24 protein-coding genes and 1 pseudogene are annotated in these 23,536 nt (G+C 62.9%); 8 read left to right on the top strand and 17 right to left on the bottom strand.

The features are described from left to right. Positions 1-33 precede the first annotated feature (33 nt). From brxC to C4S71_RS12450, 4 genes are read right to left on the bottom strand one after another with little or no spacing between them, the layout of a single operon-like run. Entirely contained in the window at positions 34-3,615 is a 3,582-nt protein-coding gene (gene brxC, locus C4S71_RS12465; RefSeq protein ID WP_103969332.1) for a BREX system P-loop protein BrxC, read from the bottom strand. A 43-nt stretch (positions 3,616-3,658) separates the two neighbouring features. After that, the gene (locus C4S71_RS12460; RefSeq protein ID WP_023008353.1) at positions 3,659-4,270 is read right to left on the bottom strand and encodes a DUF1788 domain-containing protein; all 612 of its coding nucleotides are present in this window, start codon (positions 4,268-4,270) and stop codon (positions 3,659-3,661) included. Then, positions 4,267-4,881: a DUF1819 family protein gene (locus C4S71_RS12455; RefSeq protein ID WP_103969331.1), complete on the bottom strand. Its 615-nt coding sequence runs from the start codon at positions 4,879-4,881 to the stop codon at positions 4,267-4,269. The genes C4S71_RS12460 and C4S71_RS12455 overlap by 4 nt, the downstream gene beginning before the upstream one ends. Continuing rightward, a complete protein-coding gene (locus tag C4S71_RS12450) occupies positions 4,878-5,087 on the bottom strand; it encodes a helix-turn-helix domain-containing protein (protein ID WP_008174223.1) in 210 nt (69 codons plus the stop codon). The genes C4S71_RS12455 and C4S71_RS12450 overlap by 4 nt, the downstream gene beginning before the upstream one ends. Before the next feature lie 153 nt (positions 5,088-5,240). Here C4S71_RS12450 and C4S71_RS12445 point away from each other — a divergent pair. The 4 genes and pseudogenes from C4S71_RS12445 to C4S71_RS12430 all read left to right on the top strand — a co-directional run. Further along, positions 5,241-5,429, top strand: a pseudogene (locus tag C4S71_RS12445) (LuxR C-terminal-related transcriptional regulator); the annotation flags it as partial. 286 nt (positions 5,430-5,715) lie between these two features. Continuing rightward, positions 5,716-7,347 carry an MFS transporter gene (locus tag C4S71_RS12440; protein WP_103969330.1) on the top strand — a complete coding sequence of 544 codons (1,632 nt, stop codon included), beginning with the start codon at positions 5,716-5,718 and terminating at the stop codon, positions 7,345-7,347. A gap of 68 nt (positions 7,348-7,415) precedes the next feature. Next, the gene (locus tag C4S71_RS12435; RefSeq protein WP_086510538.1) at positions 7,416-7,874 is read left to right on the top strand and encodes a universal stress protein; all 459 of its coding nucleotides are present in this window, start codon (positions 7,416-7,418) and stop codon (positions 7,872-7,874) included. A 54-nt stretch (positions 7,875-7,928) separates the two neighbouring features. Next, positions 7,929-9,434, top strand: coding sequence for an MFS transporter (locus tag C4S71_RS12430; protein ID WP_103969329.1), 1,506 nt, complete (start codon positions 7,929-7,931; stop codon positions 9,432-9,434). Between the two features lie 89 nt (positions 9,435-9,523). Here C4S71_RS12430 and C4S71_RS12425 read toward each other — a convergent pair whose 3' ends face one another. Both C4S71_RS12425 and C4S71_RS12420 read right to left on the bottom strand, forming a co-directional pair. After that, a complete protein-coding gene (locus tag C4S71_RS12425) occupies positions 9,524-9,937 on the bottom strand; it encodes a type II toxin-antitoxin system HicB family antitoxin (RefSeq protein ID WP_103969328.1) in 414 nt (137 codons plus the stop codon). Between the two features lie 37 nt (positions 9,938-9,974). Beyond that, on the bottom strand, positions 9,975-10,157 hold the full coding sequence (locus C4S71_RS12420) for a type II toxin-antitoxin system HicA family toxin (RefSeq protein WP_086510541.1): 183 nt from the start codon (positions 10,155-10,157) through the stop codon (positions 9,975-9,977). A 288-nt stretch (positions 10,158-10,445) separates the two neighbouring features. On the opposite strand from C4S71_RS12420, the gene C4S71_RS12415 reads away from it, so the two are divergent. From C4S71_RS12415 to C4S71_RS12400, 4 genes are read left to right on the top strand one after another with little or no spacing between them, the layout of a single operon-like run. After that, on the top strand, positions 10,446-10,892 hold the full coding sequence (locus C4S71_RS12415; RefSeq protein ID WP_103969327.1) for a DUF4870 family protein: 447 nt from the start codon (positions 10,446-10,448) through the stop codon (positions 10,890-10,892). Between the two features lie 15 nt (positions 10,893-10,907). Further along, the gene (locus tag C4S71_RS12410; RefSeq protein ID WP_103969326.1) at positions 10,908-11,471 is read left to right on the top strand and encodes a hypothetical protein; all 564 of its coding nucleotides are present in this window, start codon (positions 10,908-10,910) and stop codon (positions 11,469-11,471) included. Continuing rightward, the gene (locus C4S71_RS12405; RefSeq protein WP_103969325.1) at positions 11,472-12,062 is read left to right on the top strand and encodes a cytochrome c oxidase subunit 3 family protein; all 591 of its coding nucleotides are present in this window, start codon (positions 11,472-11,474) and stop codon (positions 12,060-12,062) included. Positions 12,063-12,066: 4 nt separating this feature from the next. Then, a complete protein-coding gene (locus C4S71_RS12400; protein WP_010626247.1) occupies positions 12,067-12,378 on the top strand; it encodes a cytochrome C oxidase subunit IV family protein in 312 nt (103 codons plus the stop codon). Between the two features lie 79 nt (positions 12,379-12,457). On the opposite strand, the gene C4S71_RS12395 is transcribed toward C4S71_RS12400, so the two are convergent. The 11 genes from C4S71_RS12395 to nirJ all read right to left on the bottom strand — a co-directional run bounded on the left by C4S71_RS12395 (position 12,458) and on the right by nirJ (position 23,533). Beyond that, a complete protein-coding gene (locus tag C4S71_RS12395) occupies positions 12,458-12,664 on the bottom strand; it encodes a hypothetical protein (protein ID WP_103969324.1) in 207 nt (68 codons plus the stop codon). A gap of 11 nt (positions 12,665-12,675) precedes the next feature. Next, on the bottom strand, positions 12,676-14,616 hold the full coding sequence (locus C4S71_RS12390) for a nitric oxide reductase activation protein NorD (protein WP_103969323.1): 1,941 nt from the start codon (positions 14,614-14,616) through the stop codon (positions 12,676-12,678). 162 nt (positions 14,617-14,778) lie between these two features. Continuing rightward, entirely contained in the window at positions 14,779-15,597 is an 819-nt protein-coding gene (locus C4S71_RS12385; protein WP_103969322.1) for a CbbQ/NirQ/NorQ/GpvN family protein, read from the bottom strand. Between the two features lie 68 nt (positions 15,598-15,665). Next, positions 15,666-17,018, bottom strand: coding sequence for a cbb3-type cytochrome c oxidase subunit I (locus C4S71_RS12380; protein WP_086510549.1), 1,353 nt, complete (start codon positions 17,016-17,018; stop codon positions 15,666-15,668). Positions 17,019-17,048: 30 nt separating this feature from the next. Further along, complete coding sequence (locus C4S71_RS12375; RefSeq protein WP_086510550.1) at positions 17,049-17,495, bottom strand: c-type cytochrome; 447 nt, start codon at positions 17,493-17,495, stop codon at positions 17,049-17,051. 231 nt (positions 17,496-17,726) lie between these two features. Then, positions 17,727-18,050 carry a carboxymuconolactone decarboxylase family protein gene (locus tag C4S71_RS12370; protein WP_086510551.1) on the bottom strand — a complete coding sequence of 108 codons (324 nt, stop codon included), beginning with the start codon at positions 18,048-18,050 and terminating at the stop codon, positions 17,727-17,729. 78 nt (positions 18,051-18,128) lie between these two features. Further along, positions 18,129-18,521: a SirB2 family protein gene (locus tag C4S71_RS12365; protein WP_176342883.1), complete on the bottom strand. Its 393-nt coding sequence runs from the start codon at positions 18,519-18,521 to the stop codon at positions 18,129-18,131. 44 nt (positions 18,522-18,565) lie between these two features. Beyond that, complete coding sequence (locus C4S71_RS12360; RefSeq protein ID WP_103969321.1) at positions 18,566-19,768, bottom strand: NnrS family protein; 1,203 nt, start codon at positions 19,766-19,768, stop codon at positions 18,566-18,568. 115 nt (positions 19,769-19,883) lie between these two features. Continuing rightward, complete coding sequence (locus C4S71_RS12355) at positions 19,884-21,410, bottom strand: nitrite reductase (RefSeq protein ID WP_103969320.1); 1,527 nt, start codon at positions 21,408-21,410, stop codon at positions 19,884-19,886. Beyond that, positions 21,407-22,267: a uroporphyrinogen-III C-methyltransferase gene (cobA, locus tag C4S71_RS12350; protein ID WP_086510554.1), complete on the bottom strand. Its 861-nt coding sequence runs from the start codon at positions 22,265-22,267 to the stop codon at positions 21,407-21,409. The genes C4S71_RS12355 and cobA overlap by 4 nt, the downstream gene beginning before the upstream one ends. A 51-nt stretch (positions 22,268-22,318) precedes the next feature. Beyond that, on the bottom strand, positions 22,319-23,533 hold the full coding sequence (gene nirJ / locus C4S71_RS12345) for a heme d1 biosynthesis radical SAM protein NirJ (protein WP_103969319.1): 1,215 nt from the start codon (positions 23,531-23,533) through the stop codon (positions 22,319-22,321). Positions 23,534-23,536 lie beyond the last annotated feature (3 nt).

Raw genomic sequence — 23,536 nt, 5'->3', positions numbered from 1 at the left:
CTCAAGTTCGACCGATTAGACGGTTCGGCACGCTTAGATCTGGACCTTGCGGCCTTGCTGGACTTCAACGAGTAGAGCCTCGCGCAGGGCATTCAGGTACCGGTCCACATCACCCTCGTCGGCCAACCAGGCCTTGTCGAACGCGACACGGAGGTTGCGGGTGTGAACGTAGTCGGCGGGCGATTCCTTGACCTCGTGAGACTGCCCCCTATTCTCGTCCTCGTCCTGACTACCCGGAGGCTGCTGGGAGTCGTCTGCCGGTGCTGATTTCTGATTGGCCAGCGCCACCATTTTGCCCAGAAGCTTCTGGTAGCCCTCTTCTTCAAAGTACCGGGTCCGGTCCTTGATCACGGCAATCAGGCGCTCCTGCCCAATGTAATCGACCAGATCCCGGAACGGTTTATTGAGCTCATCCTGACGCGGTTCCGGCAGGGACTGATATTCGTCCATGCTTTGCATGCGTTCCTGCATGGTCTTCAGGGAGGTCTCTGCCTGAGCTCGGGTTTGCTGCACTTTCTCGTCGATGCGCTCCTGCAGGCTATCCAGTTGGCCCTTGAGCTGCTGAATGCGATTCCCTTTGTAGCAGTTGGGGTCGTTCAGGATGGTGCGGATCTGCTCGATCTCGTCCCCGGACACATAGATGAAGTTGGGCTCCTGGTTCTGCAGGAAGGACCGAGCCTGGTTATGGATGTCTTTCTGTGAGCCTCCCATGAACTTGCGGATGGGATCGATAACATCTTCTTTCAGGTCCAGCAGTTGGTCTTCCTGCTTGCTCAGTTCGGTGAGGTGCCAGGTGTAGGGCTTGGTGGCAATGTCTTTCAGCGTCTCCAGAGCCGGTTTCAAGGCATTGAGAAACGGGTACTGGTCGACTTGCGCTATCCGCCGGTCCAGGTCGTGGTACATGTCCTGGAAGGCTTCACTGGCCTCTTTACCCAGGGCCTTGGCTTCGCTGCTGCGGGGCGGGCTGTCGAAGAAGTCCTCGTAGAACGACTTGAGGGCTCGGACCTGAGAGGCGGTGAACTCAATCTGTGGTTCCAGCACCACGTTGCCGTGGCCGTGAGTGTTACGCAGGGCGCGCTCCAGCTCGCTGTCCTCCAGGATGTTACCGTCGAGACGAACTTCCACCTTGCCACGGGCACACAGATTGGCCAGAGTGCAGAGAATCGCGGCGTAATACCAGCCGTAGGGTTTGCGTTCGAACTTCTCCAGCAAGCTCCTGAGGGTGGTACGAACACCGCCCCGGTTGTTACTCTGGATGAATGCCAGCACCTCCTGCTCGGATTCCGCCAGGGCCGTGGCGTCATTACCGAAAAGGCCATCGTCTGTACGGTTAAGGCAATTACTGATGTCGTTTTCCGTGTAGGAAACGCCGCGCAACATGCGGAGGTTGGGGTAAGTCCGCGAAATAAGCTCATGGAAGCCCCGAATAATGCGGGTCTGGGGGTCCTCATTCGCCACTTCCACATCGGCGCCGCCAATGAGCAACTTGGACTTGCCAATTAGGGTCTGAACCTGCTGCCGGAGCCTGGCCTCGCGCTCACGGTTCTGGAAGCCCTTGTCATTCAAGATCCTTTTGACGGCTTCCTGCTGAGTAACGGAAATATTCTGTTTGATATACTTCTCGGTGCGCTTGAACATGAGCAGATCGCGCACCAGGCGCTCGTCCGACGGCATGAGCACGAACAGCTCGTCCGCCTTGTAGGTCGAGGCTGTACGGAGCATTTGCTCGTTATCGGTGTGCTCGTGGAACGGGCTGATGACATTGATCGAGAGCTCGTATTCACGCCCATGCAGACGATCATCCAGTTTGCGCGAATAGGAGTAGTCTTGCCCCTGGTTCTGGGAAGAGCCGGCGTCATAACGGATCTTGCGCTGCTTTATAACAAAGTCGAAAACGATCTTTTCCAGTTCGTCCGCAACATCCGATGATTCGACCTCTGTGTTCTTGATCTCCTGTTCGACGTCTTTCTCTTCGTCCGTCAGAAACTCGTACTGATCGCCATTGCGCTGTATGTAGGTCTGTTGCTCCAGAAGGCTCAGGGCTTCTTCGACCTTGGTGCGAAGTGCCGGCAGATCCTGATCGAAGGCATCCAGCATCAGCACGCAAAGGTTGCGCACCGTGGGCTTGAATTCCTTGACATATTTGACCAGGAACAGGGCCTTCAGCAGCCGGATGGCGAAGGCATTATCGAGGTGGTTCTCGGCCTGAATAATCGCCCGCTGTATTTGTGATTTCAGTGCAGAGCGGATGCCTTCAAACATCAGGTCAAAGGTGGCCAGCTGGCCCACCTCATGGTTGCCGATGTGGATGGCCACCTGTTGGAAAACCCCTAGCATGGAGCGCTCACCGACGGAGCTGTGCTTACCCTCGAAGGCGTTGTGCTGTGACAGGTTCTGGATCGCCGATTGAAACAGCGCGAACTGGTAGGGAACGAAGGGGTAGCTGTGGATGAAGTGGTCCCTGTCCCGGAAGTTCCGGTAGGTGGCCGATCCATCCGCGAAGTCAAACAGGGTTTTGAAGTTGTTCGCCTGTGCGTGATAGACGTCCGACAGCTGATTGACGCCTTCTTCGGTCTTGGTTAGCAGGCGCTTCTGGATGACCTCTGCCACGTCCGCGCTGGACAGCTTCATGCGGTTATTGAACCGTGCCTGAATTTTCGAGAAATCGTTGCCCTGCTGCTTGCCCATTTCGCCAACCACGTTTTTCATTTCTTCCTGGGCGGTGACGATAATCCAGGCCCGGCCCCGACACTTGGTGGCGAGGCTCTCGGCAATGGTTTGCAGGTTGGTCATCAGCTTGGTGTTGTCGGCAATGTACTGGCCGACCTCGTCCACAAAGAAGTTCAGGCGGAACTCTTTGTGGCCACCCTCTTTTGCCTGCTTCTCGATATAGGTGTTCACATTGTCCGCGAAGTCTTCAATTGAAACGCGGTATTCGCTGCGGTACTTGTCCAGAATACCCGCTGCCGACTGCGGGTCGCCACCGGTCACAGCGGCGTAGGCTTTGGCAATATTCGGGCCTTCCAGAAGGGCTTGCTCCCGGCCTTTCTGCCAGGGGCGACCGGCGATGGCCTCGTACTCGGCTTTGAATTGTTCGTACAGGCCACGGCCGTCCAGATCGCGCTCAAACTGGGCAATGTGCCCTTGTTTGCCGTAGTAGCCGCACATTTCGTCGAAGACTTTAACGAACACGGCCAGAAGCGCATCAATCTGGGTTTTGCTGATGACATCGGCTTTCTGATCGATGTTGAACAGAATGCTCTTCGCCGGAATTGAGACAGCTCGCTTCAGGTCGCCCCGGAGAATTTCATTCTCGCTGCACTTGGGAAGGAACAGATCCAGTGTCGTAGCACCGTCCATCTCCCGGTTTTCAAGCAGAAGAGCCAGCATCTTGAGGAGGTGTGACTTACCCGAGCCGAAGAAGCCGGAGACCCATACCCCGTTCGCCCCTTCGTAGTTGTTATAGGCGTCCAGGAACTCTTCGAGGCGCTTCTCGACTTCGTTGGTCAGTACGTATTCTTCGATTTCGAGGCGAAGACTGGCTTCATCGTCGGCTTTGATAACGCCTTCAATGGGGCGGTCAACGGGCTTTAGAAAAATATTCTTCAATGTCATTGTACTTTCCCTTAATGATTACGCCTCGAATCGTATCGTCCGCTCAGGCTTCGTAATGAAAGATATTGAACGCACGGTAGTACTTGTCGTCATGCAGCCTGCCGAACAGATCCAGAGATGCACCGGTTTCCAGCGAGTGGGTATAGGAGCCCGGGAAGAACATCACCGTTGGCTGGTCTTTGGCGGTGCTCTGCAAGTTGTTGAGCACGTTGTGGGAGCGTATGTAGGGGAAGACCTCCCCCACCCCTGAGAGAAACAGCACGTCAAACTCAACGGACTGGAGCTTTGCCGCAATAGCGGGCACCAAATGGGCTTCCGGGTCCAGCACTCCCTGTAGCAGTTCTTTTAGCTGATCCTTTGAGACTGTGGGCTCGAGCTCCAACACCTGCTCCCAGATGTCTCTTTCTTTCAAAATATCGACGGCCAGGTCGTACAGATTGATACTCAGGATCCGGATGCCCGCCTGCTCTAGTCGGTTAACCAACTGCCGCTGAAGACGCTCCATTTCGACCGCTTCTTCAGGCCGGTAGGGGCAGATGAAGAAAGGCACTTCATTACCCAGTCCCTGTTTGTTCAGGAACCGCTGGCCGGAAACCACGCTAAACAGGTGCTGTAGTCGCTCCTGCATCGGCATTTTGGCAATGTCCTTTCTCAAGCTGACATCCCCCTTATATCGGATTCATAGACTGGAAAATAGAAAAACTCGTCAGGATTGTTCTGACGTAGCAACTCAACCATCCTGGGGCTTAGCAGTATTGCGTTTATGGTTTTGTCCTTAGCCAACAACCCTGCCTCCCGCAGCATTCTGAACAGGACCTGCCGCAATTTATCGCGCGTTGAGGCGCTGGCATTATCCAGTTCGTCATGCCATTCCGATTTACGGTTATAGAAGGCATCGAAATCCTCAAAACTGAGATCCAGCTTCATCGCGACAAACCGTTCGTGTAGCACTTCCACCGCAAAGTCCGCGATAAAGCGGTACAGGCGGCACACGGCAACCCACAGAAGGTGAGCCTGGTCCTGGTGGTTTGCCTCGGCCAGGAAAGTCAGTTCGCTTTCGGTCAACGTCTTCAGGCGTGCAATCGCCTCTCTACAGGTGCGCTTCGCCGTGCTTTCCGTTCTGGCCTGTAGCAGGTTGTCATGCAGCGCTTGAGCACGCACCTCATCCCAGTCACGGAGCGACAGGTACAGCTCGGCCAGCTTCACCGATTCGCGGTGATACAGGCTGCCGGACGTGAAAGAGATGCGATACCTGCCTCGGGTCATTCGGAACGCTCACCCTTGCTCGTCTCGGCGGCTCCACCGCCCTTGACCCACTCATCCACTTCGACTTTTTTGAACTTCCAAAATCGCCCCATACGATGGGCGGGCATTGCGTGCTTGTCGATCCAGCGGTACACGGTGTCATTGCTGACACCGAGGTGCTTGCCTATTTCGTCTACGGATAACCAGCGATCTTCCATCTCGGCCATGTTGTCGCTTCCTATGGGCGATGGTATTGCCTCCTCGCCTGAGGTGGCACAGTTTCGTGGGCGAAACAACCCTACACTACGTGACTGGTCAATATATAGGGGCATAAAGAGGCCTTCAACCGATTTGGCCCGGATAGGCCGGCATATACTGGCGGCACCCAGCGCGAACGCGAGATCCTGCGTGAGCTGGCCGGCGGTCTCTCGAACAAGCTCATTGCGCGCAAGCTCGACATCTCCGAGGGCACGGTGAAGGTGCACGTGAAACACCTGCTGAAGAAGCTCAATCTGCGCTCGCGAGTGGAAGCGGCGGTTTGGGCCGTGCAAGAAGGCATCGATAGATAGAAAGCCGGGGGGATACCCCGGTTCTGTGTGGATACCTCTAAAGACTTCCAGGCGCCGACAAGGCGCCTTTTTCTTGCCTCGGTGCTTTTTCCTTCGTCACAAAAACAATGACTTAGCCAAATACCCCTGCTACCTCTCAAGAGGTATTTCCCTGATTTTGCGGCATTTTCGGCCGGTTTCGCCGTTCTTTTCCCAGGCGTATCTTTGCCTCAACCGAACCTGAATTGATCCCGGTCAGGACGGATGTCGCAAGGCGGGATCAGTGGAAACTCAAGGGGAAAACGTCATGGCTAAATCGAGCGCCGATATCGGCAAGCTCGGCGCCGGCAGACCGAAGAATGCCGACATCGAGCACTGGGATATCGAAAACGAACAGTTCTGGGAGCAGGAGGGCAAGCGAGTCGCCTCCCGTAACCTGTGGATCTCCATCCCCAGCCTGCTGATGGGCTTCGCGGTATGGATGATGTGGGGAATGATCACCACCCAGATGCAGAACCTGGGCTTCCCCTTCGCCGTCGATCAGCTCTTCATGCTGACCGCCATTGCCGGCCTCTCCGGCGCCACCCTGCGCATTCCCGCCTCGTTCATGATCCGCATCGCCGGCGGGCGCAACACCGTATTCCTGACCACCGCCCTGCTGATGATCCCCGCCTTCGGCACCGGCGCCGCGCTGATGAACCCCGACACACCGTTCTGGGTGTTCCAGGTCCTGGCGCTGCTCTCGGGCATCGGCGGCGGTAACTTCGCCGCCTCGATGAGCAACATCTCGACCTTCTTCCCCAAGAAGAAGCAGGGCTACGCCCTGGGCATGAACGCCGGCCTGGGCAACTTCGGCGTCACCACCATGCAGATCCTGATCCCGCTGGTGATGACCGTGGGCATCTTCGGCGCCATTGCCGGCGGCTCCATGGAGCTGCAGAGCGCCAGCGGCACGCTGATCGGCCGCATCGAGGCGGGCACGCCGACCTGGATCCAGAACGCCGGCTTCATCTGGCTGGTGTTCCTGGTGCCGCTGGCCTTCCTCGGCTGGTTCGGCATGAACAACCTGCGTCCCATCACGCCCAACCCGGGCACGCCGATGCAGGCCTTCGGCAAGATCCTCGGCCTCTACGGCGTGGGCGTCATCGCTACCGTGGTGGGTATCGTCACCCTGCAGTGGTTGGGCATGTGGGTCGCCCTGCCGGTCACCATCCTGCTGACCCTGGGGCTGATGCGCCTGATCCCCGGTGAAATCAAGCCCAACATCCAGAAGCAGTTCGCCATCTTCTCGAACAAGCACACCTGGTCGATGACGGTGCTCTACATCCTGACCTTCGGCTCGTTCATCGGCTTCTCCGCCGCGCTGCCGCTCTCGATCAACGTCATCTTCGGCAACATGATGGAAGTGGCCGCCGACGGCAGCGTGACCCGCGTGGTCAACCCCAACGGCCCCAGCGCCCTGACCTGGGCCTGGATCGGGCCCTTCGTCGGCGCCCTGATCCGCCCCTTCGGCGGCTGGGTCTCCGACAAGGTGGGCGGCTCCATCGTCACCCAGGTGATCTCGGTGGTCATGGTGGTGGCCTCGGCGGTGACCGGCTACGTGATGATGCTGGCCTACAACTCCACCGACCCCAACAGCTACTTCGCCCTGTTCATGCTGCTGTTCGTGATCCTGTTCGCCGCCAGCGGCATCGGCAACGGCTCCACCTTCCGCAGCATCGGCGTGATCTTCAACGCCCAGCAGAAGGGCCCGGTACTGGGCTGGACCTCCGCCGTGGCCGCCTACGGCGCCTTCATCGCCCCGGTGGTGATGGGTGGCCAGATCCGTGCCGGCACCCCCGAGCTCGCCATGTACGGCTTCGCGATCTTCTACGCGGTGTGCCTGCTGATCAACTGGTGGTTCTACCTGCGCCCCGGCGCCGAGATCAAGAATCCCTGAAATGCCGTCCGTGCTCCGGCTGCACGCCGGAGCACACCCCTTACCCTTGCCTTCTTCGGAGGGATGTCATGAAAGTCATGATCGCTTATGACGGCTCACGCAACGCCAAGCTGGCCCTGGCACAAACCGTCAGCCTGTTTCGCTGCAACGCCCCCACGCTGATCCTGGTCGGCGTGGCGGAAAATCCCGGCGACTCCACCGATGCCAACGAGGAACTGTTCCAGCAGGAGTACGAGGAGCTCAAGGCCGCGCTCAAGGAGGGCGCCGACTTCGCCCATCAGGAAGGCTTCGAGGTCGACTGGGTGCTGGCCGAGGGCGACGCCCGCAAGATGCTGCTGCAAGCCACCAAGAAGCACACTCCCGACATGCTGGTCATCGCCCGCCACAGCAGCAAACCCGACGGCGGCATCATCGCCCAGTCGCTGAGCTACTTCGTCGACGAACTCGACTACATGACCTTCGGCAAGGTCAGCTCGTTTCTCGCCCGGCGCGTCGAATGTCCGCTCCTGATCCTGCCCAGCCCGTGACGGCGATCCCGTCATACGTGGCCAATTTCGCTTTCACTTCAGGATGATACGACCATGAAAGTGTCTTCCATCTTCAAATTCCGCAGTCCGGAGATCAGGGCCCTACACCTGACCTGGATCGCGTTCTTCATCACCTTCTACGTCTGGTTCAACATGGCGCCCTTGGCATCGAGCATGCTCAAGAGCGTCGACTGGCTGACCCGCGACGACATCCGCCTGTTCGCCATCGTCAACGTGGCGCTGACCATCCCGGCACGTATCATCGTCGGCATGGCGCTGGACCGCTTCGGCCCGCGCCGGGTGTTCTCGGTGCTGATGGTCTCCATGGCCGTTCCGGCACTCGTGTTCGCCTTCGGCAATACCATGTCGCAGTTGCTAATCTCGCGCCTGGTGCTCAGCTCCATCGGCGCCAGCTTCGTGGTCGGTATCCACATGACCGCGCTGTGGTTCAAGCCCAAGGACATCGGCTTCGCCGAAGGCTTCTATGCCGGCTGGGGCAACTTCGGCTCCGCCGTGGCCGCCATGACCCTGCCCACCATCGCCCTGACCATGTTCGGCGGTGCCGACGGCTGGCGCTACGCCATCGGCATGAGCGCCATCGTGATGGCCGCCTACGGGGTGTTCTACTGGTTCGCCATCACCGACGGCCCCGACGCCCGCGCCCACCGCAAGCCGCGCAAGGCGCTGGCCATGGAAGTGAGTTCCTGGCGCGACATGATCCTGCTGATCCTGTGGACCATCCCGCTGGTGGGCTGTCTGGCCATCCTGGTGTGGCGCATCGAGGGCATGGGCTACCTCTCCTCCACCGGCGCACTGATCTGCTACGCGGTGATCGCCGCCGTGGTGATCTACCAGATCGTGCAGATCCTGCGGGTCAACATCCCGATCCTCAAGAAGGGCGTACCGGAGGACGACAAGTACTCCTTCGGCAGCGTGGCCGCGCTCAACAGCACCTACTTCGCCAACTTCGGCGCCGAGCTGGCGGTGGTTTCCATGCTGCCGATGTTCTTCGAGGAGACCTGGGGGCTGACCGCCGCCGCGGCGGGGATGATCGCCGCCTCGTTCGCCTTCGTGAACCTGGTGGCGCGCCCCATGGGCGGCCTGGTGTCCGACCGCATGGGCAACCGCCGCTTCGTCATGCTCAGCTACATGTTCGGCATCGGTATCGGCTTCGTGCTGATGGCCCTGCTCAACTCCAACTGGCCGCTGATCATCGCCATCGCCATCACCATCTTCACCTCCTTCTTCGTGCAGGGGGCAGAGGGCGCCACCTTCGGCATCATCCCCTCGATCAAGCGCCGCATCACCGGCCAGATTTCGGGCATGGCCGGCGCCTACGGCAACGTGGGAGCGGTGGTCTACCTGACCATCTTCACCTTCGTCACCCCCACCCAGTTCTTCTACATCATCGCCGGCGGCGCCTTCCTCAGCTGGCTGATCTGTCTGATCTGGCTGAAGGAGCCGGAAGGCGCGTTCGACGAGGAGTACTACGTCTCCTCGGTGGACCGCATGATCGAAGAGCAGGAACTAGCCGCGGCACAGGCGCAGGCCAAGTCATGACGGTAGGCTGATCGAGCTCTGTAAGGCTCACCAAGGCGGCGACTTCGGTCGCCGCTTTTTTGTCGGTGGGGTGCTGTCAGGGCTAGGCTTTATTGGGCGTGACGCTCGAGTTCATGCAGCGCAGCCCGGGCCAGGAAACCGGAACGGCTCTTGTAATCGCTGTGCTTCGCCACGGTGCTGTCGATGCGCTTGATCAGCAGATCGGGCAGGGTAACGTTGATCTTGTGACTCTTGCCCAGATAGGGAGTCATGTCGATCTCGACCGCGGCCCAGATCCACCCGGCGAAGTCGGAATTCTCCAGATGCTGCTGGATGGCGGTAGCGGTGGGAATGGGGTCGCCGTGCTCCGACAGGCTTTCGAGATGTCCTTCTATGGCCTCCCGCGCATTGGCGATTGCCTCGTCGAAGGTATCGCCAGCGGAGAAGCAGCCCGGCAGATCGGGCACGACTACGCCATAAGCGTGCTGCTCGTCGCCAACCTCGATCGCAATGGGATAGTGCATGGTGTCGCTCCTGTGTGGTGGCCAGGCGCTACCGGACTCACTTGAGACCGGCTTGTTTTCTGATTCCTTGTATCAAGCCCTTCTTCAGGTCTTTCTTGGGGTGAGGCACGGTGATGGTCCCGGGCTTGTGTGGATGGCGAAAGTGGTGGTGGCTTCCCTTGATCCGGTCCAATGTCCAGCCATCGGCTTCCAGCTCCTTTATCAGATCTGCGCTCTTCACACCCGGCTCCTTGCCGTGTTTTTGGGGTTATAGTAACCCCGAAAAGGCAACTCCGCAAGAGTTAATAACTCCTATAACTCCACTTCAGTTTTCTTTTGCGTCCGGCTTCTGTGAGAAAGCTGAGCTACGCCCTCTTGCGAGTCGCAACCTTCTTCTCACGGCCTTCATTGTTAGCAAAGGAGGTTTTGACCCAAGGCAAGGACAGCCAGCACCTTGCGAGGCATAGTGTCGATAATAGGCATTCAAAATACTCTTTCAGCTATCGACACACACCCACGGGAGGGAGCGATGTCCATCATCTCGTACTCCAATGCGCCAGCCGACACGGCCGCAGCGCCGCTCGATACGCGAGGCCGGGCTCTGGCCGCCGTCGTCTACGTGCTCTATCTGGGCAGCATCATGGCGGTGGTCACCGCACCCATCGGCGTGCTGCTCGCCCACCTTCGCCGTCGCCGCAATGCGGAATGGGTGGAAAGCCATTTGCTGTTCCAGATCCGTACCTTCTGGCTGGGTGCCCTGGCCGGTGGGGCGGTGCTGGCCGCCTGGTACCTGCTGGGCCTGATCGGCGCACCCTCCTGGGCTTCCTGGGTGCTGGGCTACGGTTTCTTCACCGCCTGCCTGGCCTGGACCATCGGCCGCAGCGGCGTGGGGATCAACCGCCTGCTGAACGACCGTGCCATCGACGACCCGCGCAGCCTGCTGTTCGGCGGCGCCAAGGTGTCACTGGAAGACTGATAGGGGAGCTCGCTGATGACTATCGCCACCTCGCCCCTGCGCCTGGCGCCGACACGTTCCGCTGCCGTCACCGGCCTGGCTTGGGGCTTCATTGCGTTCTCCACGCTGACCGTGGCACTGCTCACCCTGCCGCTACTGCCCGGCGAGGCGCTGGTCGCCTCGCTGGGCGTCGAAACCGGCAGCGGTGGGCTCACCGGTGGGGTGGCCTGGCTGATCGAGCGCAGCAATACCGTGGCCGGCCTACTGATGGTGGGCGCCGCCGTGACCCTGGCGCTCTCCGTGGCGCTGCTGCAGCGTCGGCGTTGGGCGCGGCCGGCTTTTCTCGGCCTGATGGCGGCCGGCTTCGTCGGCGTGCTGGGCGGCGCCGCCCTGACCCCGCTGACCTTCGGCTTCATGGCCGATGCGGCCGGCGAAATGGCCCGCTATGAGGATTCTGTAGCGGGCCTGATCGGCGCCCTTTCGGTGTTGATCATGGTGGCCACCGCGCTGGTGGTGCTGTTCGCCTGGGCCGGCTGGAAGCTCACTACGCCGGCGGTGCGCGCCGAATTCGAGCGCACGCCCGTCGCCCCGGAGCTCTGAGTGGCGAACCGTCACGAGCTGTCTCAGCCGCGGCCGCTGCCCAATCCGGGCTGGGGACCGCTGGCGGCGCTGCCCGGCAATCCGTTGATGTGGGTGCTGATCCTCAGCGAGATCGTGGTGTTCGCCGCCTTTTTCGGCCTGTTCGCCTGGCTGCGGGCCGGCGAGCGCGAGGTCTTCGACGCCTCCCAGCAGTTGCTCGATCCGGTGATCGGCGGCATCAACACCATGGTGCTGCTGACCAGCGGGCTGTTCGCTGCCCTGGCGGTGCAGTCGATCGGCCGTGGCGACAGACGCCGCTGCCGCCAGTGGCTGGGAGCGGCCTTCGCCCTGGGCGTGGTGTTCTGCGTGGTCAAGGTCGTGGAGTATGCCGACAAGCTCGGCCAGGGGCTCGCGCCCGAGACCAACACCTTCTTCACCTTCTACTACCTGCTGACCGGCTTCCACTTCGCCCACGTGCTGTTCGGCCTGGGGCTGATCGCCCTGGTGGCCTGGCGCATCTCCCATGACAACGTGGAGACCGCCGCCGCCTTCTGGCACATGGTCGATCTGATCTGGATCCTGCTCTACCCGATCATCTACCTGCTGAGGTGAGCCCATGCGCGCCATGCAAGACGCCTTTCGCGATGCCGCCACCCGCCGGCTGCTGATTACCTGGGCGGTGCTGATGGGGCTGACGCTGGTTACCATGCTCTCCGCACAGTTGGGCGGCGATGCCCGCCTGGCCGCCCTGCCGTTGTGGTCGGCGGGCCTGCTGCTTGCCACCACCTTCTTCAAGGTGCACCGGGTGCTGATGGTGTACCTGGGTCTGGCCGACGCTTCGCCGGCCTGGCGCGGTGCCTTCGTCGGGCTGGTGCTGGCCACGCTGGTGCTGGTGGGGTCCGGTTATCTTGTCGCCCAGTTAGCCTAGCCTTCGCCCCCGAGAGTGGTTAACGAAAACGCGCCCAACCGAAGTTGGGCGCGTTTGCTGTGGCACAGGTTCAATAAGTTCAATAAGAAGGCGGCGGCGGTCCGACGCCGGCCCACTCCGCCAGCCGCCGGCCCAGGCGGATCAGGCCGTAGACGGCGAAGGGGGCGACGAACATCATCAGGATGCCCCAGTCCTGGGTGTTGATCACCCAGGCCAGCGGGGTGATCACGGCGAAGGCGGCCAGCAGGCCGAGGCTCAGGGCAATGGCGGGACGGTTGACTGTCATCTTCACTCCCCCTAGTTACCTATGATTTGACGGTAGATACCCGGCAGCGCCAGCGACAGGTGCTCCGGCCGGTTGACGATGGCATAGCTGCCGCGGCCGAACAGGTGCGACACGTACTGGTGCGCCTCGCTGTCGATGGTCACGCCAAACACGCGCACCTCATGCTGGCGCGCCTCGAGCACCGCCCGGCGGGTGTCCTCGATGCCGTAGCGGCCCTCGTAGTAGTCGGTGTCGTTGGGCTTGCCGTCGGTGAGCAGCAGCAGCAGCCGGTGCCGGTTGGGCCGTTCGGAGAGCTCCTTGGTCACGTGTCGGATCGCCGGCCCCATGCGGGTGTAGTGGCCGGGCTTGAGCGCCGAGATGCGTCTTGCCACCCGTTCGTTCATGGCCTCGTCGAAGGTCTTGAGCGTGTTGACCCACACCTTCTGGCGCCGATGCGAGGTGAAGCAGTGGATGCTGTAGTCGTCGCCGCAGCCGGCCAGGCCGTGGCCCAGCACCAACAGCGCCTCCTTGGCTACGTCGAGCACCCGGCGATCCTCCAGCCAGGCGTCGGTGGAGAGCGAGACGTCGACCAGGATCGACACCGCCAGGTCGCGGGCCTGCTGACGGGTGGCCTGATAGAGGCGGTCGCTGGACTCGCCGGTGGCGGCCAGGTCGCAGCGCGAGCGGATCACCGCGTCCATGTCGAGCTCGGTGCCGTCGTACTGGCCGCGCAGGGTCTCGCGTCGCGGTCGCAGCGCCTCGAACTCTCGGCGTACGCGGCGAATGCGCCGCTGGGTAGCGGCATCGGGCTGCCACTGCTCGCCCTCTTCGCTGGCAAGCTCGGTGTGCACCAGGCAGTGTTCGGGCAGATAGATCTGCTTGCGGTAGTTCCACTCGGGGTAGGTGTGCTTGCCGCGCAGGCGCTCGCCCAACGCCTCGTCCGGCGGCAGGTCGAGGTCGACCTTGATGCGCGTCGCCGCCCGCTGCTTGTGCGGGCTGAGGATGATCTCCTCCATCTGCTCGGCGGCGCGCTTGGCTTCCTCGTCCTCGTTGTCCTCGACCAGGCGGTTGAGGTTCACCATCTCGGTCCAGGAGAGCATCTTCTCGAAGCGGTTGGCGATCAGCGGATCGTCGCGCTCGGTCTGGTCCTGGCGCTTGCGCTCGGCCTTGCGCTTGCCGTCGCTCACCGTCTGGGCGCTGTTGGTCTCGCCCTCTTCGGGGTCGTCCCTGCTCTCGTCGCGGCCCGCTCCGGTCCCCAGAGTGACCACCTGGCCCCACAGCGGCACCGGCAGCGGCGGACGATAACCGCGCGGCGCGCCGATGCCGTCGAGCGACAGCTCGGGCCGCATCACGGCGTGGTGCAGGGCCGCGGCCCAGCCTTCCAGCTCCCGCTCTTCGCCGAGCAGCACGCGCAGGGTCTGTTCCAGCGCCAGCTCCATGGTCGGCAGGCGCTTGCGGGCCGGGCGCACCAGCAGTAGTGCCTGGCACAGCCGGCGATAGCGCTCGGCCAGCCCGGGGAAGCGTTCGAGCGCGGCGTCGCGGGCGCGTACCGCCTCGCGCAGGCGCGCCAGGTCGGCGCGCAGCGGGTCGCGCTGCGGTTCGGGCTCGCGCGCGACGGCCAGGTAGGCCACCAGCCAGAAGTAGAGATCGCGATTGAGCCCGGCATCGGGAAACAGATCGATCTGCGGCGGCAGCAGCAGGTTCTCCTCGTCGCGCCGGGCCTGGTCGATGGCCTCGTCGTCGAAGCCGAGCCGCTGACGCAGCGACAGGCGGTGATGCGAACTGCGCGCGACGATGGCCGCCACCTCCACCCCCGCCTCGCCGCCGCTGGCACGGAAGAACACACCGAGCACATGGCGCATCTGCTCCATGGAGACGGCCGCTTCCGGATAGCGCTGGTAGCTGGCGGCGCTGGAGGCCCAGCGGTGCCAGTGGCGACCGACGAACTCCTCGAGTTCGAGAAATTGCAGCATGGCGGTTCTCCTACTCCTATTAAGGGAGCGCTGAGACATGTCACGAGCGAAGATAGGCTGGGCGCCGCCGGAGCGCAGGAACCGGAGTGTAGCCTGCTACATGAGGATTCCGAGCACCGCCGGCGGTCAGGATATCGAGCGCAGTAATGTGTCAGTGCTTCCTCAGCCGAAAGTGGCGCGGATCGACTCCATCAACCCTTCCTGCACGTCCAGATCGTCCGAGAGCGGCTCGACCAGGGTGGCGCGGGTGGCCTCGAGAATCGGCATGCCGGCGTTGATCAGAGTGGCGCAGTAAACCAGCAGGCGGGTCGAAACGCCCTCTTCCAGGTCCTGGCCCTTGAGTTCGCGCAGGCGTCCGGCCAGGTTGACCAGCGCAGCGCAGCGCTCAGGGGAAAGACCGCTCTCGCGGGCGACGATGTCGCACTCCAACCGCGGCGGCGGGAAGTCGAACGACATCGCCACGAAGCGCTGACGGGTGCTCGGCTTGAGCGACTTGAGAATGTGCTGATAGCCGGGGTTGTAGGAGACCACCAGCATGAAATCGTCCGGCGCCTCGAGCAGCTCGCCGGTGCGTTCCAGCGGCAGCAATCGACGGTCATCGGTGAGCGGGTGCAGCACCACGGTGACGTCCTTGCGCGCTTCCACCACCTCGTCGAGGTAGCAGATGCCACCCTCGCGCACGGCGCGGGTCAGCGGACCGTCGACCCAGCGGGTCTCGCCGCCCTGCAGCAGGTAGCGCCCGGTGAGGTCGGCGGCAGTGAGGTCGTCGTGGCAGGAAACGGTGAACAAGGGGCGGCCCAGCTTGGCCGCCATGTGGCTGACGAAGCGGGTCTTGCCGCAGCCGGTCGGCCCCTTGAGCAGCAGCGGCAGACGCTGTCGGTACGCCTGCTCGAACAGCGCGCACTCGTTGCCGACCGGTTCGTAGTAGGGCAGGTCCCGCGCAAAGGCGGAAGCAGCGTTGGTGGCGGTAGCGGTATGCATGGCGAAACCTCCAGGGAAGAAGAGCCGGGAGAGAAGAGGACGGGGCGGCATGCCGCCCCGCCCCTGGCTCACTCGGTAGCGACGATGGAGGGCTGCTTGACGTGCGCACCTACCTGCTCACGCGCCGGCCCGAACACCGCGTAGAAGAACATGGCGGCGGCAATGGCAACGAAGATGCCGGTGCCGAAGCGCATCACGTAGAACAGCTCGAGCTGTGCCTGTACCTGCATGAAGTTCATGCCCAGCACCCGCTGCAGGTGGGTCTGTACCACACCGGCGAAGGTCAGGGTGAAGGTCATGAACCACATGGCCGAGGTCATGATCCAGAACGCCCACATGTTGAGCACCTGGTTGTAGGGCTGTACGCGGCGCAGCTGCGGCATGGCGTAGGTGATGATACCCATCACCAGCATCACGTAGGCGCCGTAGAAGGCCAGATGGCCGTGGGCCGCGGTGATCTGAGTACCGTGGGTGTAGTAGTTGATCCACGACAGGGTGTGCATGAAGCCCCACACGCCGGCGCCGAAGAAGGCCACGGCAGCACAGCCCAGGGTCCACAGCATGGCGGCCTTGTTGGGGTGGTTGCGGCTGCCCTTCCAGAACATGTAGAAGGCGAACACCACCATGGCGAAGAACGGGATCACCTCCAGGGTGGAGAAGATGCTGCCGATCGGCTGCCAGTAGCCGGGGGTGCCGATCCAGTAGTAGTGGTGACCGGTGCCCAGCAGGCCGGAGAACAGCGCCAGGCCGACGATGACGTAGAGCCACTTCTCGATGATCTCACGGTCGACGCCGGTCATCTTGATCAGCAGGTAGCCGAGCAGCGAGGCCATGATCAGCTCCCACACGCCTTCCACCCAGATGTGCACGATCCACCACCACCACAGCTTGTCCAGCGCCAGGTTGTCGGGGTTGTAGAAGGCGAACAGCCAGAACACCGCGGCCAGCCACAGGCCCAGCATCAGCACCATGTTGATGGCGGTCTTGCGGCCCTTGAGCATGGTCATGCTGGTGTTGAACAGGAACATCAGGAACGAGACGGTGATCATCAGCTTCGACCACAGCGGCTGCTCGAGGTAGTGTCGCCCCTCGTGGATACCGAACTGGTAGCTGATCAGCGCGCCGGCGCCGGCAATGGCGAACAGCAGCAGCTGGAAGTAGGCCAGCTTGGGGCTGTAGATCTCGTTCTCCGCCTCTTCCGGCATCAGGTAGTAGGTGCTACCCATGAAGCCGATCAAGAGCCACACGATCAAGAGGTTGGTATGGCTGGTACGGGTGATGTTGAAGGGCATCGCCTCGGACATGAAGTGCGGCCACACGTAGGCTGCCGCCGCCGCCAGTCCGAAGACGATCTGTAGAGCGAATAGTGCCATTGCCAGCATGAAGAACGGCAAGGCCACCTTCTGCGTTTCGTATTTCATGGTGCGACTCCTTGGTTCCTGGAAGGGGGATCAGCCCGCCGGGTGCGGCGGCCAGCCCTGGGTGTCGATGGAATCGGTCCACTCCAGGAAATCGATCAACGCCCGCATCTCTTCGTCGTTGATGTCGTGAGCCGGCATCTGGCGACGTCCCGGGGCACCGGTGGGCTGGGCGTTCATCCATGCCGTCAGCGCCATGCGGGCCCCTTCGGGGTTGTCGCGTCCGCCGAAGCGGGTCCAGACGTTGCCGATCTCAGGCGCGAAATAGGAGCCTTCGCCGAGAATGGTGTGGCAGTTGATGCAGTTGTGCTCTTCCCAAACGTGCTTGCCCAGGCGCACGGAGTCCGACATGGGCTGGGTCGAGGTGTTGACGATGTAGAAATGGCTGTGAGCCGTCAGTGCGGCGAACAGCAGGAAAAAGAATAGCGAGCCGCCGTAGAAGATATTACGGGCCGCCGCCTTGGTGAGGCCTTCGGTCATGGGCCTTTCCCCCTCGCTGGTGACACTTCAGGGACCTGCGACCGAAGTCGGCGAGCCCCACCCCTTAAACAAGCATTTATAATGCATCTTAAGAGTAACGCCACGAGTCAGAGGCAGCATTGACCTTCGTCAAATCGGCGGTGATGAACGGCAGCGGCAGAGAGAGAACGGGGCTTTCAGAGAGCGGTGGAATGTCGCACGGCGGGCCGCTGGGGCCCGCCCGTCAGGCGTTTACCGCCGGGTATTGGTGATGTCCTCGATCCAGGTCAATGCCGCCACCCCCGCCGGCAGCCCCAGGGTGGGAATCGCCAGCATGGCCACCTGCTTCAGGGCCTCCGGCTCGATGCCTTCGTCCATGGCACGCCGCATATGCGAATGTACGGCCCCTTCCGAGCCGCCGCCCACCGCCAGTGCCAGCTTGACCAGGCGCCGCGTGCGGTCGTCCAGCGGCCCCGCCTCGGCACATGCCTTGCCCAGCGAAGCGAAGGCGCGCCACACCTCGGGATAGTCGTCGGCCACCTTGCCGGCACCGGAAGGAAGATCTTGATTGGCCATGTGGTTTTCCTCGTCTTGTCGTGAATGTCTCGGCAGGCTTCAGTATAGAAGCCTGCTCCGTCCGGGAAAGCGCCCGTCTCAGAGAGGGAGGAAGAACCAGGGGTCCTTGGTCATGGCCGTGCCCATGATGTAAACGAACACCACGATCGCGGCCAGCGCTGCCAGCCCCCGCGTCATCGGCGTACGCCCGCGCTTGATCGCCACGGTGCCGAGCAGGATGTAGCCGAGCAGCCCCAGCAGCTTGGCGGCCAGCCACGAATGCTGGTGTGGCCACATCGAGAGCATGGTCATCAGCGTGATCCCCAGCAGCAGCAGCAGGGTGTCGTTGACGTGGGGCAGTATCCTCACCCAGCGCCGCTGCAGCAGGGAAACCTCGCGCACCGACCACCAGGCGCGCACGATGAAGAAGGTGATGCTGAGCACTGCGGTAGTCATGTGCAGATGCTTGATCAGCGAGTAGTACTCGATCATCGACTGGCTCCGTCCCTAGCTGTTGCCCGTCCGCCTCGGGCCGCCTAGCCCGCCTGGCCGTCTGCCCGGGCGCTCAATAGTGGCAGCGTATAGTGAAACAGGAAGATGAGGTAGGCGATACACCAGAAGATGATGCTCAGGTTGTAGGTCCAGTGGGTGATCTGCGGGAACATGGCGAGTATCGGCGAGCGCAGCAGGGCACCGGCGAAGATCAGCGCCAGGCCCACGCCGATACCGGGCAGGGTGCGGATCTCGCGCCCGGTGTGGCCCAGCGACACGCGGGCCATCATTGCCAGCATCATGGCGCCGATGCCGCCGATGGCCAGGGCATGCAGGGCCAGCTCGACGCGGAAGACGCCCAGCAGTGCCATGGCCCACATCGTCAGACCGACCGGCACGAAGGCATAGCTCAGGTGCAGACCCCACAGCAGCGGCTCACGCAGGGTCAGGTGGCCCTCCCAGCGCACCAGACGCACCAGACTGGCTGCTGCCGCCACCAGCATCACGCTGGCCAGCAGCGCAGGCGGCACGGCGGCACCGAGCAGCACCGCGAGTTGCAGCAGCACGATCGCCAGCAGCGAGCCCAGGGTCAGCCTCTCCAGCGCCGGAATCGCCGCCGGCTGCGGCCGCCCCAGCTTGCGCGAGGTGAAGAAGGGAATCACCCGGCCGCCCAGCAGTACCATCAGCACCGCGATCAACAGCACGCCGAGATAGCCGCCTTCGCGAATCAGCGCGAACTTGCCCTGGGCCACCCCCAGGTGCATGGCCAGATTGGCCGTAGCCAATAGCAGCAGTACCGGCACGAACATCAGATTGCGCCACAACCTGGCCGCCACCACCAGACGCCCCATGACCAGCGCCGCCAGCGGCAGAAAGGCCACGTCGAGGGCGATCAACAGCCACACCGGCAACCCCATGGGAAACGCCAGGGTGATCCTCGCCGCCAGCCACAGCGCCACCAGGCCCAGCAGCGGTGCACCGCTAAGGCTCGGCCGGCCGGTCCAGTTCTGCACCGCGGTGAGCAGGAAACCCACCACCACGGCGGCGCCGAAGCCGAAGATCATCTCGTGCTGGTGCCACCACATCAGCCCGCCATGGGGGCGCAGCAGGATGTCGCCGTGCCAGAAGGCGAACCACACCACCATGGCCAGCACGCTGAACAGCGACGCCAGCAGGAAGAAGGGACGAAAAGCCAGCCGCGCCAGAGGCAGGCGCGGCTGGTTGGGAGCAGGGGAAGCAGTGTTCATGGCGGCATACCCGACTTGAATGCTTGGATGAATCCATTATGGCGATTCGCGTCGGGTTGCTTTATGACGAGTATCAAGAATGCTTCTTTTTAATCGCCCGCGCAGCCAATGATTACTAATGGCTGGTGCCTTCTTCGTACTGGGTCTTATTCCACACGTTATACTTGCCCGATGGCCGCTTCATCGGCATGCGCCCCAGCTCCTCCAGGGTGTTGGCGTCGAGCCACAGCAGGTAGCCGTCGTCGTCCCACACACTCAGCAGCAGGGTCTCGCCGCGGCGGTCGAACTCGACGTGGGCGGCGGTCTTGCCCGGTTCGGGAATCAGCGTCTCGACAATCTCCAGGCTCTGCTTGTCGATCACGTGGATGCGGTCGTGGTTGGGACCGAAGAAGACGTCCACCCAGGCGTAGGGCGAGTTCTCGTGGCTGCGCATGAAGAAGCCGGGACCGTCGGTCTCGATATGGGTGATCAGCGACCAGTCGGTCATGTCGAACACCGAGACCTGCCCCTTGTCGATGTGCGGCATCGCCATCACCCGGCGCCCATCGAGTTCCCAGGTGATGCCTGCGCCCAGGTGCGGCATGCCCTCCAGCGGCAGGTCGGCGACCTTGACCTCCTCGTCCATGTCGAACACCTGGCCGCCCTTGCCGCCGCGGGCGGCGCCGACCAGGTAGCGGTACTCCATGTCGAAGAAGAAGTCGTCGAGGTAGTCCGGCGCTTCCATGCGGTGCAGGGCGAAGTCGCCGACCAGTGCCTCGTCCCCTTCGGCCCGCTCCTCGGGCCAGCGGATCTCCCACACCTCGGGGATGTCGCGCAGGGCGGCGACGAAGCTGTTGCGCGGCGGCGCGGTATAGACGGCGCTGACCCGCGAGGTCTCGCCGTTGAGCCCCTCCACCGGAATGGAAGCGATCAGCTCGAGGTTGCGCGCATCCAGCAGCACCAGGGTATGCGGCAGATAGTTACCGGCCAGCACGTAGTTGCCGTCGGCCGATACCGCGATGTTGCGCATGTTGATGCCGGCGCGCACCTCGGCGGTGACCTCGAGGTTGTAGATGTCGTACTTGGTCACCCAGCCGTCGCGGGAGCCGAAGAACACGTAGCGGCCGTCGGGGGTGTACTTGGGCCCGCCGTGCAGCGCATAACGACTGGGGAAGCGGGTGATGCGCTCGAACCTGTCGCCGTCGAGCAGACTGACGTGGTGATCGCCGATCTCCACCACGATGAACAGGTTCTTGAGATCCTCGACCTCGAACACCGGTTCGTCGGGCAGCGTGCCATAGGCGTGGCTGACCACGTGGCTGGCCAGGATGTCCGCATCGCTCCAGCTCGGCTCGACCTCGGGCGGCTCGTAGATCCACTCGGCCAGGGCGGCGATCTCGGCCTCGCCGAGCAGCTCACCGTAGCCGGGCATCTGGGTCGCGGCACGGCCGTCGCGGATCACCTCGACGGCCTCGGCGCGCTTGAGCCGCGAGAGGTTGTCGGGCAGCAGCGCCGGGCCGATGCCACCCAGCCGGCTCACGCCGTGGCAGATGGCGCAGTGGTGGTTGTAGAGCACGTTGGCGTCGGGCTCGTCGGCCAGCACCGGCATGGCAGGAACGACCAGGCCGCACAGCGCGCCGAGCAGCAGTTTGGTGGTTTTCACAGCGCCACCCTCCCCAGGGTCAAAGCGGGCTCGATATCGACATTGCTGCGGGTCAGGCGCGTCATACCGGGGGCCAGCGAGTCGGCCAGACGCACCACCTCGCCCACCACGATCAGCGTGGGGGGCCGCAGCGCCTCGCGTTCGATCACCTCCACCAGATCGCCCAGGGTGGCGAAGACGTTGCGCTGCTCGGCGGTGGTGCCGCGTTCCACCAAGGCCACCGGGTGCTCCGCCGGCAGGCCGTGACGCTGCAGTTCGCGGCTGATCAGCGCGGCATTGGCCAGACCCATGTAGAACACCGCGGTGTGATGAGGTACCGCCAGCGCGGCCCAGTCCAGCGCCAGCTCGCCGTCGGCCTTGGCGTGGCCGGTGACGAAGGTCACGCTCTGGGCATGGTCGCGGTGAGTGAGCGGGAAACCCGCATAGCTGGAGCAGCCCGAGGCCGATGTGATGCCCGGCACCACGCGAAAGCCGATACCGCACTCGATCAGGTACTCGGCCTCCTCGCCGCCGCGGCCGAAGATGTAGGGGTCGCCGCCCTTGAGCCGCAACACCCGCTTGCCCGCACGGGCCAGCTCGACCAGCAGGGCGTTGGTCTCCTCCTGGGGCAGCGAATGGTGGCTCGAGGCCTTGCCCACGTAATAGCGCTCCGCCGCGGGTGGAGCCAGCGCCAGCACCTCCTGGGACACCAGCCGGTCGAACACCAGGCAGTCGGCCTGCTGCAGCAGCGACAGCGCACGCAGGGTCAGCAGGCCCGGGTCGCCGGGCCCGGCGCCGACGATGGCGACCTCGCCAGGCGCCAGCGGTGCCTCGTCGAGCTCGAAACCCGGATGTCTCGATTGGCGGTGTGTTGTCATGATCGGCCTCTCCCCGAAGCGTCAAACGGTCTTTTTTTCGTGTTCCGAGGCCTACAGCTCGACGGCCTGAATCGTGTTGAAGGGGGCGGCCACGCGCCGCTGGCGGTCTTCTTCTACCCCGATCTCCTCATTGCTGAGGTAGCAGCCGGGGTCTTCCTCCCAGGGGTCGCCGGTGACCTTCCACGCCCGTACCCGGGTATTGCCGTTGCAGATGGCAAGGTAGCGACACTCGGCGCAGCGCCCCTTGAGCGGACGCGGACGCTGGCGAAAGCCCTGCATCAAGGCGTCCTGGCTGTCGCGCCAGATCTCCGAGAACGGCCGCTGGCGCACGTTGCCGATGGCGTGGTCCCACCAGAAGGTGTCCGGGTGCACGGTACCCAGGTTGTCGATGTTGGCGATGTACTCGCCCGAGGCGTTGCCGCCCCAGTGGGTCAGGCGCCGCTCCAGCGCCTCGACCCGGTCGGGGAAGTGCTGGCGCGCCCACATCAGCAGGAAGGGGCCGTCGGCGTCGTTGTTGCCGGTGACGTACTCGCGCTCGACGCCGCGCTCGAGTTCGGCCCGGCAGTGGTCGAACAGCCGGGTCATGGCGTCGCGGGTCATCTGGTACCAGGCGTCCTGCTTGCGGTGACGATGGCCGCGCCCGCCGTAGTTGAGGTGCGAGAGGTAGAACTTGTCGACGTCGTGCTCGTCGATCAGCGCCAGGATGTCGTCGAGCTGCTCGTAGTTCTGCTGGGTCAGGGTGAAGCGCAGCCCCACCTTGATGCCGTGCTGCTTGCACAGCTTGACCGCATGCATCGACTCGCGAAACGCCCCCTGACGGCGGCGGAACTCGTCGTGAGTGGCCTCGAGGCCGTCGATGCTGATGCCCACGTAGTCGTAGCCGCACTCGGCGATCTGCGCGATGTTGCTCTCGTCGATCAGGGTGCCGTTGGTGGAGAGCCCGGTATAGATGCCGAGCTGCTTGGCACGCCGGGAGATCTCGAAGATGTCAGGCCGCATCAGCGGCTCGCCGCCGGAGAGGATCAGCGCCGGTACGCGGAAGCGCTTCAAGTCGTCGAGCACACCGAAGACCTCGTCGGTGGAGAGCTCGCCCTTGAAGTCGATGTCCGCCGAGACGGTGTAGCAGTGCTTGCAGGTCAGGTTGCAGCGCCGGATCAGGTTCCAGATCACCACCGGGCCGGGGGGCTTGGGCGGTGAGGCGCCGGTACCGACGCCTTGGGGCGTGGGTTCGAGCAGCGATTTGACGTAGCGGGTGACGCGGAACATGCG

It is taken from the genome of Billgrantia desiderata (genome assembly GCF_900108215.1).
Lineage (GTDB): Bacteria > Pseudomonadota > Gammaproteobacteria > Pseudomonadales > Halomonadaceae > Halomonas > Halomonas desiderata.
Note: the sequence above shows the minus strand (reverse complement) of the source record. Positions and strands in the feature narration are given on the sequence as shown.

Bases quoted from the DNA above. Each gene is read 5' to 3' on its own strand.
- brxC (WP_103969332.1), bottom strand. From the start codon at position 3,615: ATGACATTGAAGAATATTTTTCTAAAGCCCGTTGACCGCCCCATTGAA.
- C4S71_RS12455 (WP_103969331.1), bottom strand. From the start codon at position 4,881: ATGACCCGAGGCAGGTATCGCATCTCTTTCACGTCCGGCAGCCTGTAT.
- C4S71_RS12450 (WP_008174223.1), bottom strand. From the start codon at position 5,087: ATGGCCGAGATGGAAGATCGCTGGTTATCCGTAGACGAAATAGGCAAG.
- C4S71_RS12440 (WP_103969330.1), top strand. From the start codon at position 5,716: ATGGCTAAATCGAGCGCCGATATCGGCAAGCTCGGCGCCGGCAGACCG.
- C4S71_RS12435 (WP_086510538.1), top strand. From the start codon at position 7,416: ATGAAAGTCATGATCGCTTATGACGGCTCACGCAACGCCAAGCTGGCC.
- C4S71_RS12430 (WP_103969329.1), top strand. From the start codon at position 7,929: ATGAAAGTGTCTTCCATCTTCAAATTCCGCAGTCCGGAGATCAGGGCC.
- C4S71_RS12425 (WP_103969328.1), bottom strand. From the start codon at position 9,937: ATGCACTATCCCATTGCGATCGAGGTTGGCGACGAGCAGCACGCTTAT.
- C4S71_RS12415 (WP_103969327.1), top strand. From the start codon at position 10,446: ATGTCCATCATCTCGTACTCCAATGCGCCAGCCGACACGGCCGCAGCG.
- C4S71_RS12410 (WP_103969326.1), top strand. From the start codon at position 10,908: ATGACTATCGCCACCTCGCCCCTGCGCCTGGCGCCGACACGTTCCGCT.
- C4S71_RS12400 (WP_010626247.1), top strand. From the start codon at position 12,067: ATGCGCGCCATGCAAGACGCCTTTCGCGATGCCGCCACCCGCCGGCTG.
- C4S71_RS12395 (WP_103969324.1), bottom strand. From the start codon at position 12,664: ATGACAGTCAACCGTCCCGCCATTGCCCTGAGCCTCGGCCTGCTGGCC.
- C4S71_RS12390 (WP_103969323.1), bottom strand. From the start codon at position 14,616: ATGCTGCAATTTCTCGAACTCGAGGAGTTCGTCGGTCGCCACTGGCAC.
- C4S71_RS12385 (WP_103969322.1), bottom strand. From the start codon at position 15,597: ATGCATACCGCTACCGCCACCAACGCTGCTTCCGCCTTTGCGCGGGAC.
- C4S71_RS12380 (WP_086510549.1), bottom strand. From the start codon at position 17,018: ATGAAATACGAAACGCAGAAGGTGGCCTTGCCGTTCTTCATGCTGGCA.
- C4S71_RS12375 (WP_086510550.1), bottom strand. From the start codon at position 17,495: ATGACCGAAGGCCTCACCAAGGCGGCGGCCCGTAATATCTTCTACGGC.
- C4S71_RS12370 (WP_086510551.1), bottom strand. From the start codon at position 18,050: ATGGCCAATCAAGATCTTCCTTCCGGTGCCGGCAAGGTGGCCGACGAC.
- C4S71_RS12365 (WP_176342883.1), bottom strand. From the start codon at position 18,521: ATGATCGAGTACTACTCGCTGATCAAGCATCTGCACATGACTACCGCA.
- C4S71_RS12360 (WP_103969321.1), bottom strand. From the start codon at position 19,768: ATGAACACTGCTTCCCCTGCTCCCAACCAGCCGCGCCTGCCTCTGGCG.
- cobA (WP_086510554.1), bottom strand. From the start codon at position 22,267: ATGACAACACACCGCCAATCGAGACATCCGGGTTTCGAGCTCGACGAG.
- nirJ (WP_103969319.1), bottom strand. From the start codon at position 23,533: ATGTTCCGCGTCACCCGCTACGTCAAATCGCTGCTCGAACCCACGCCC.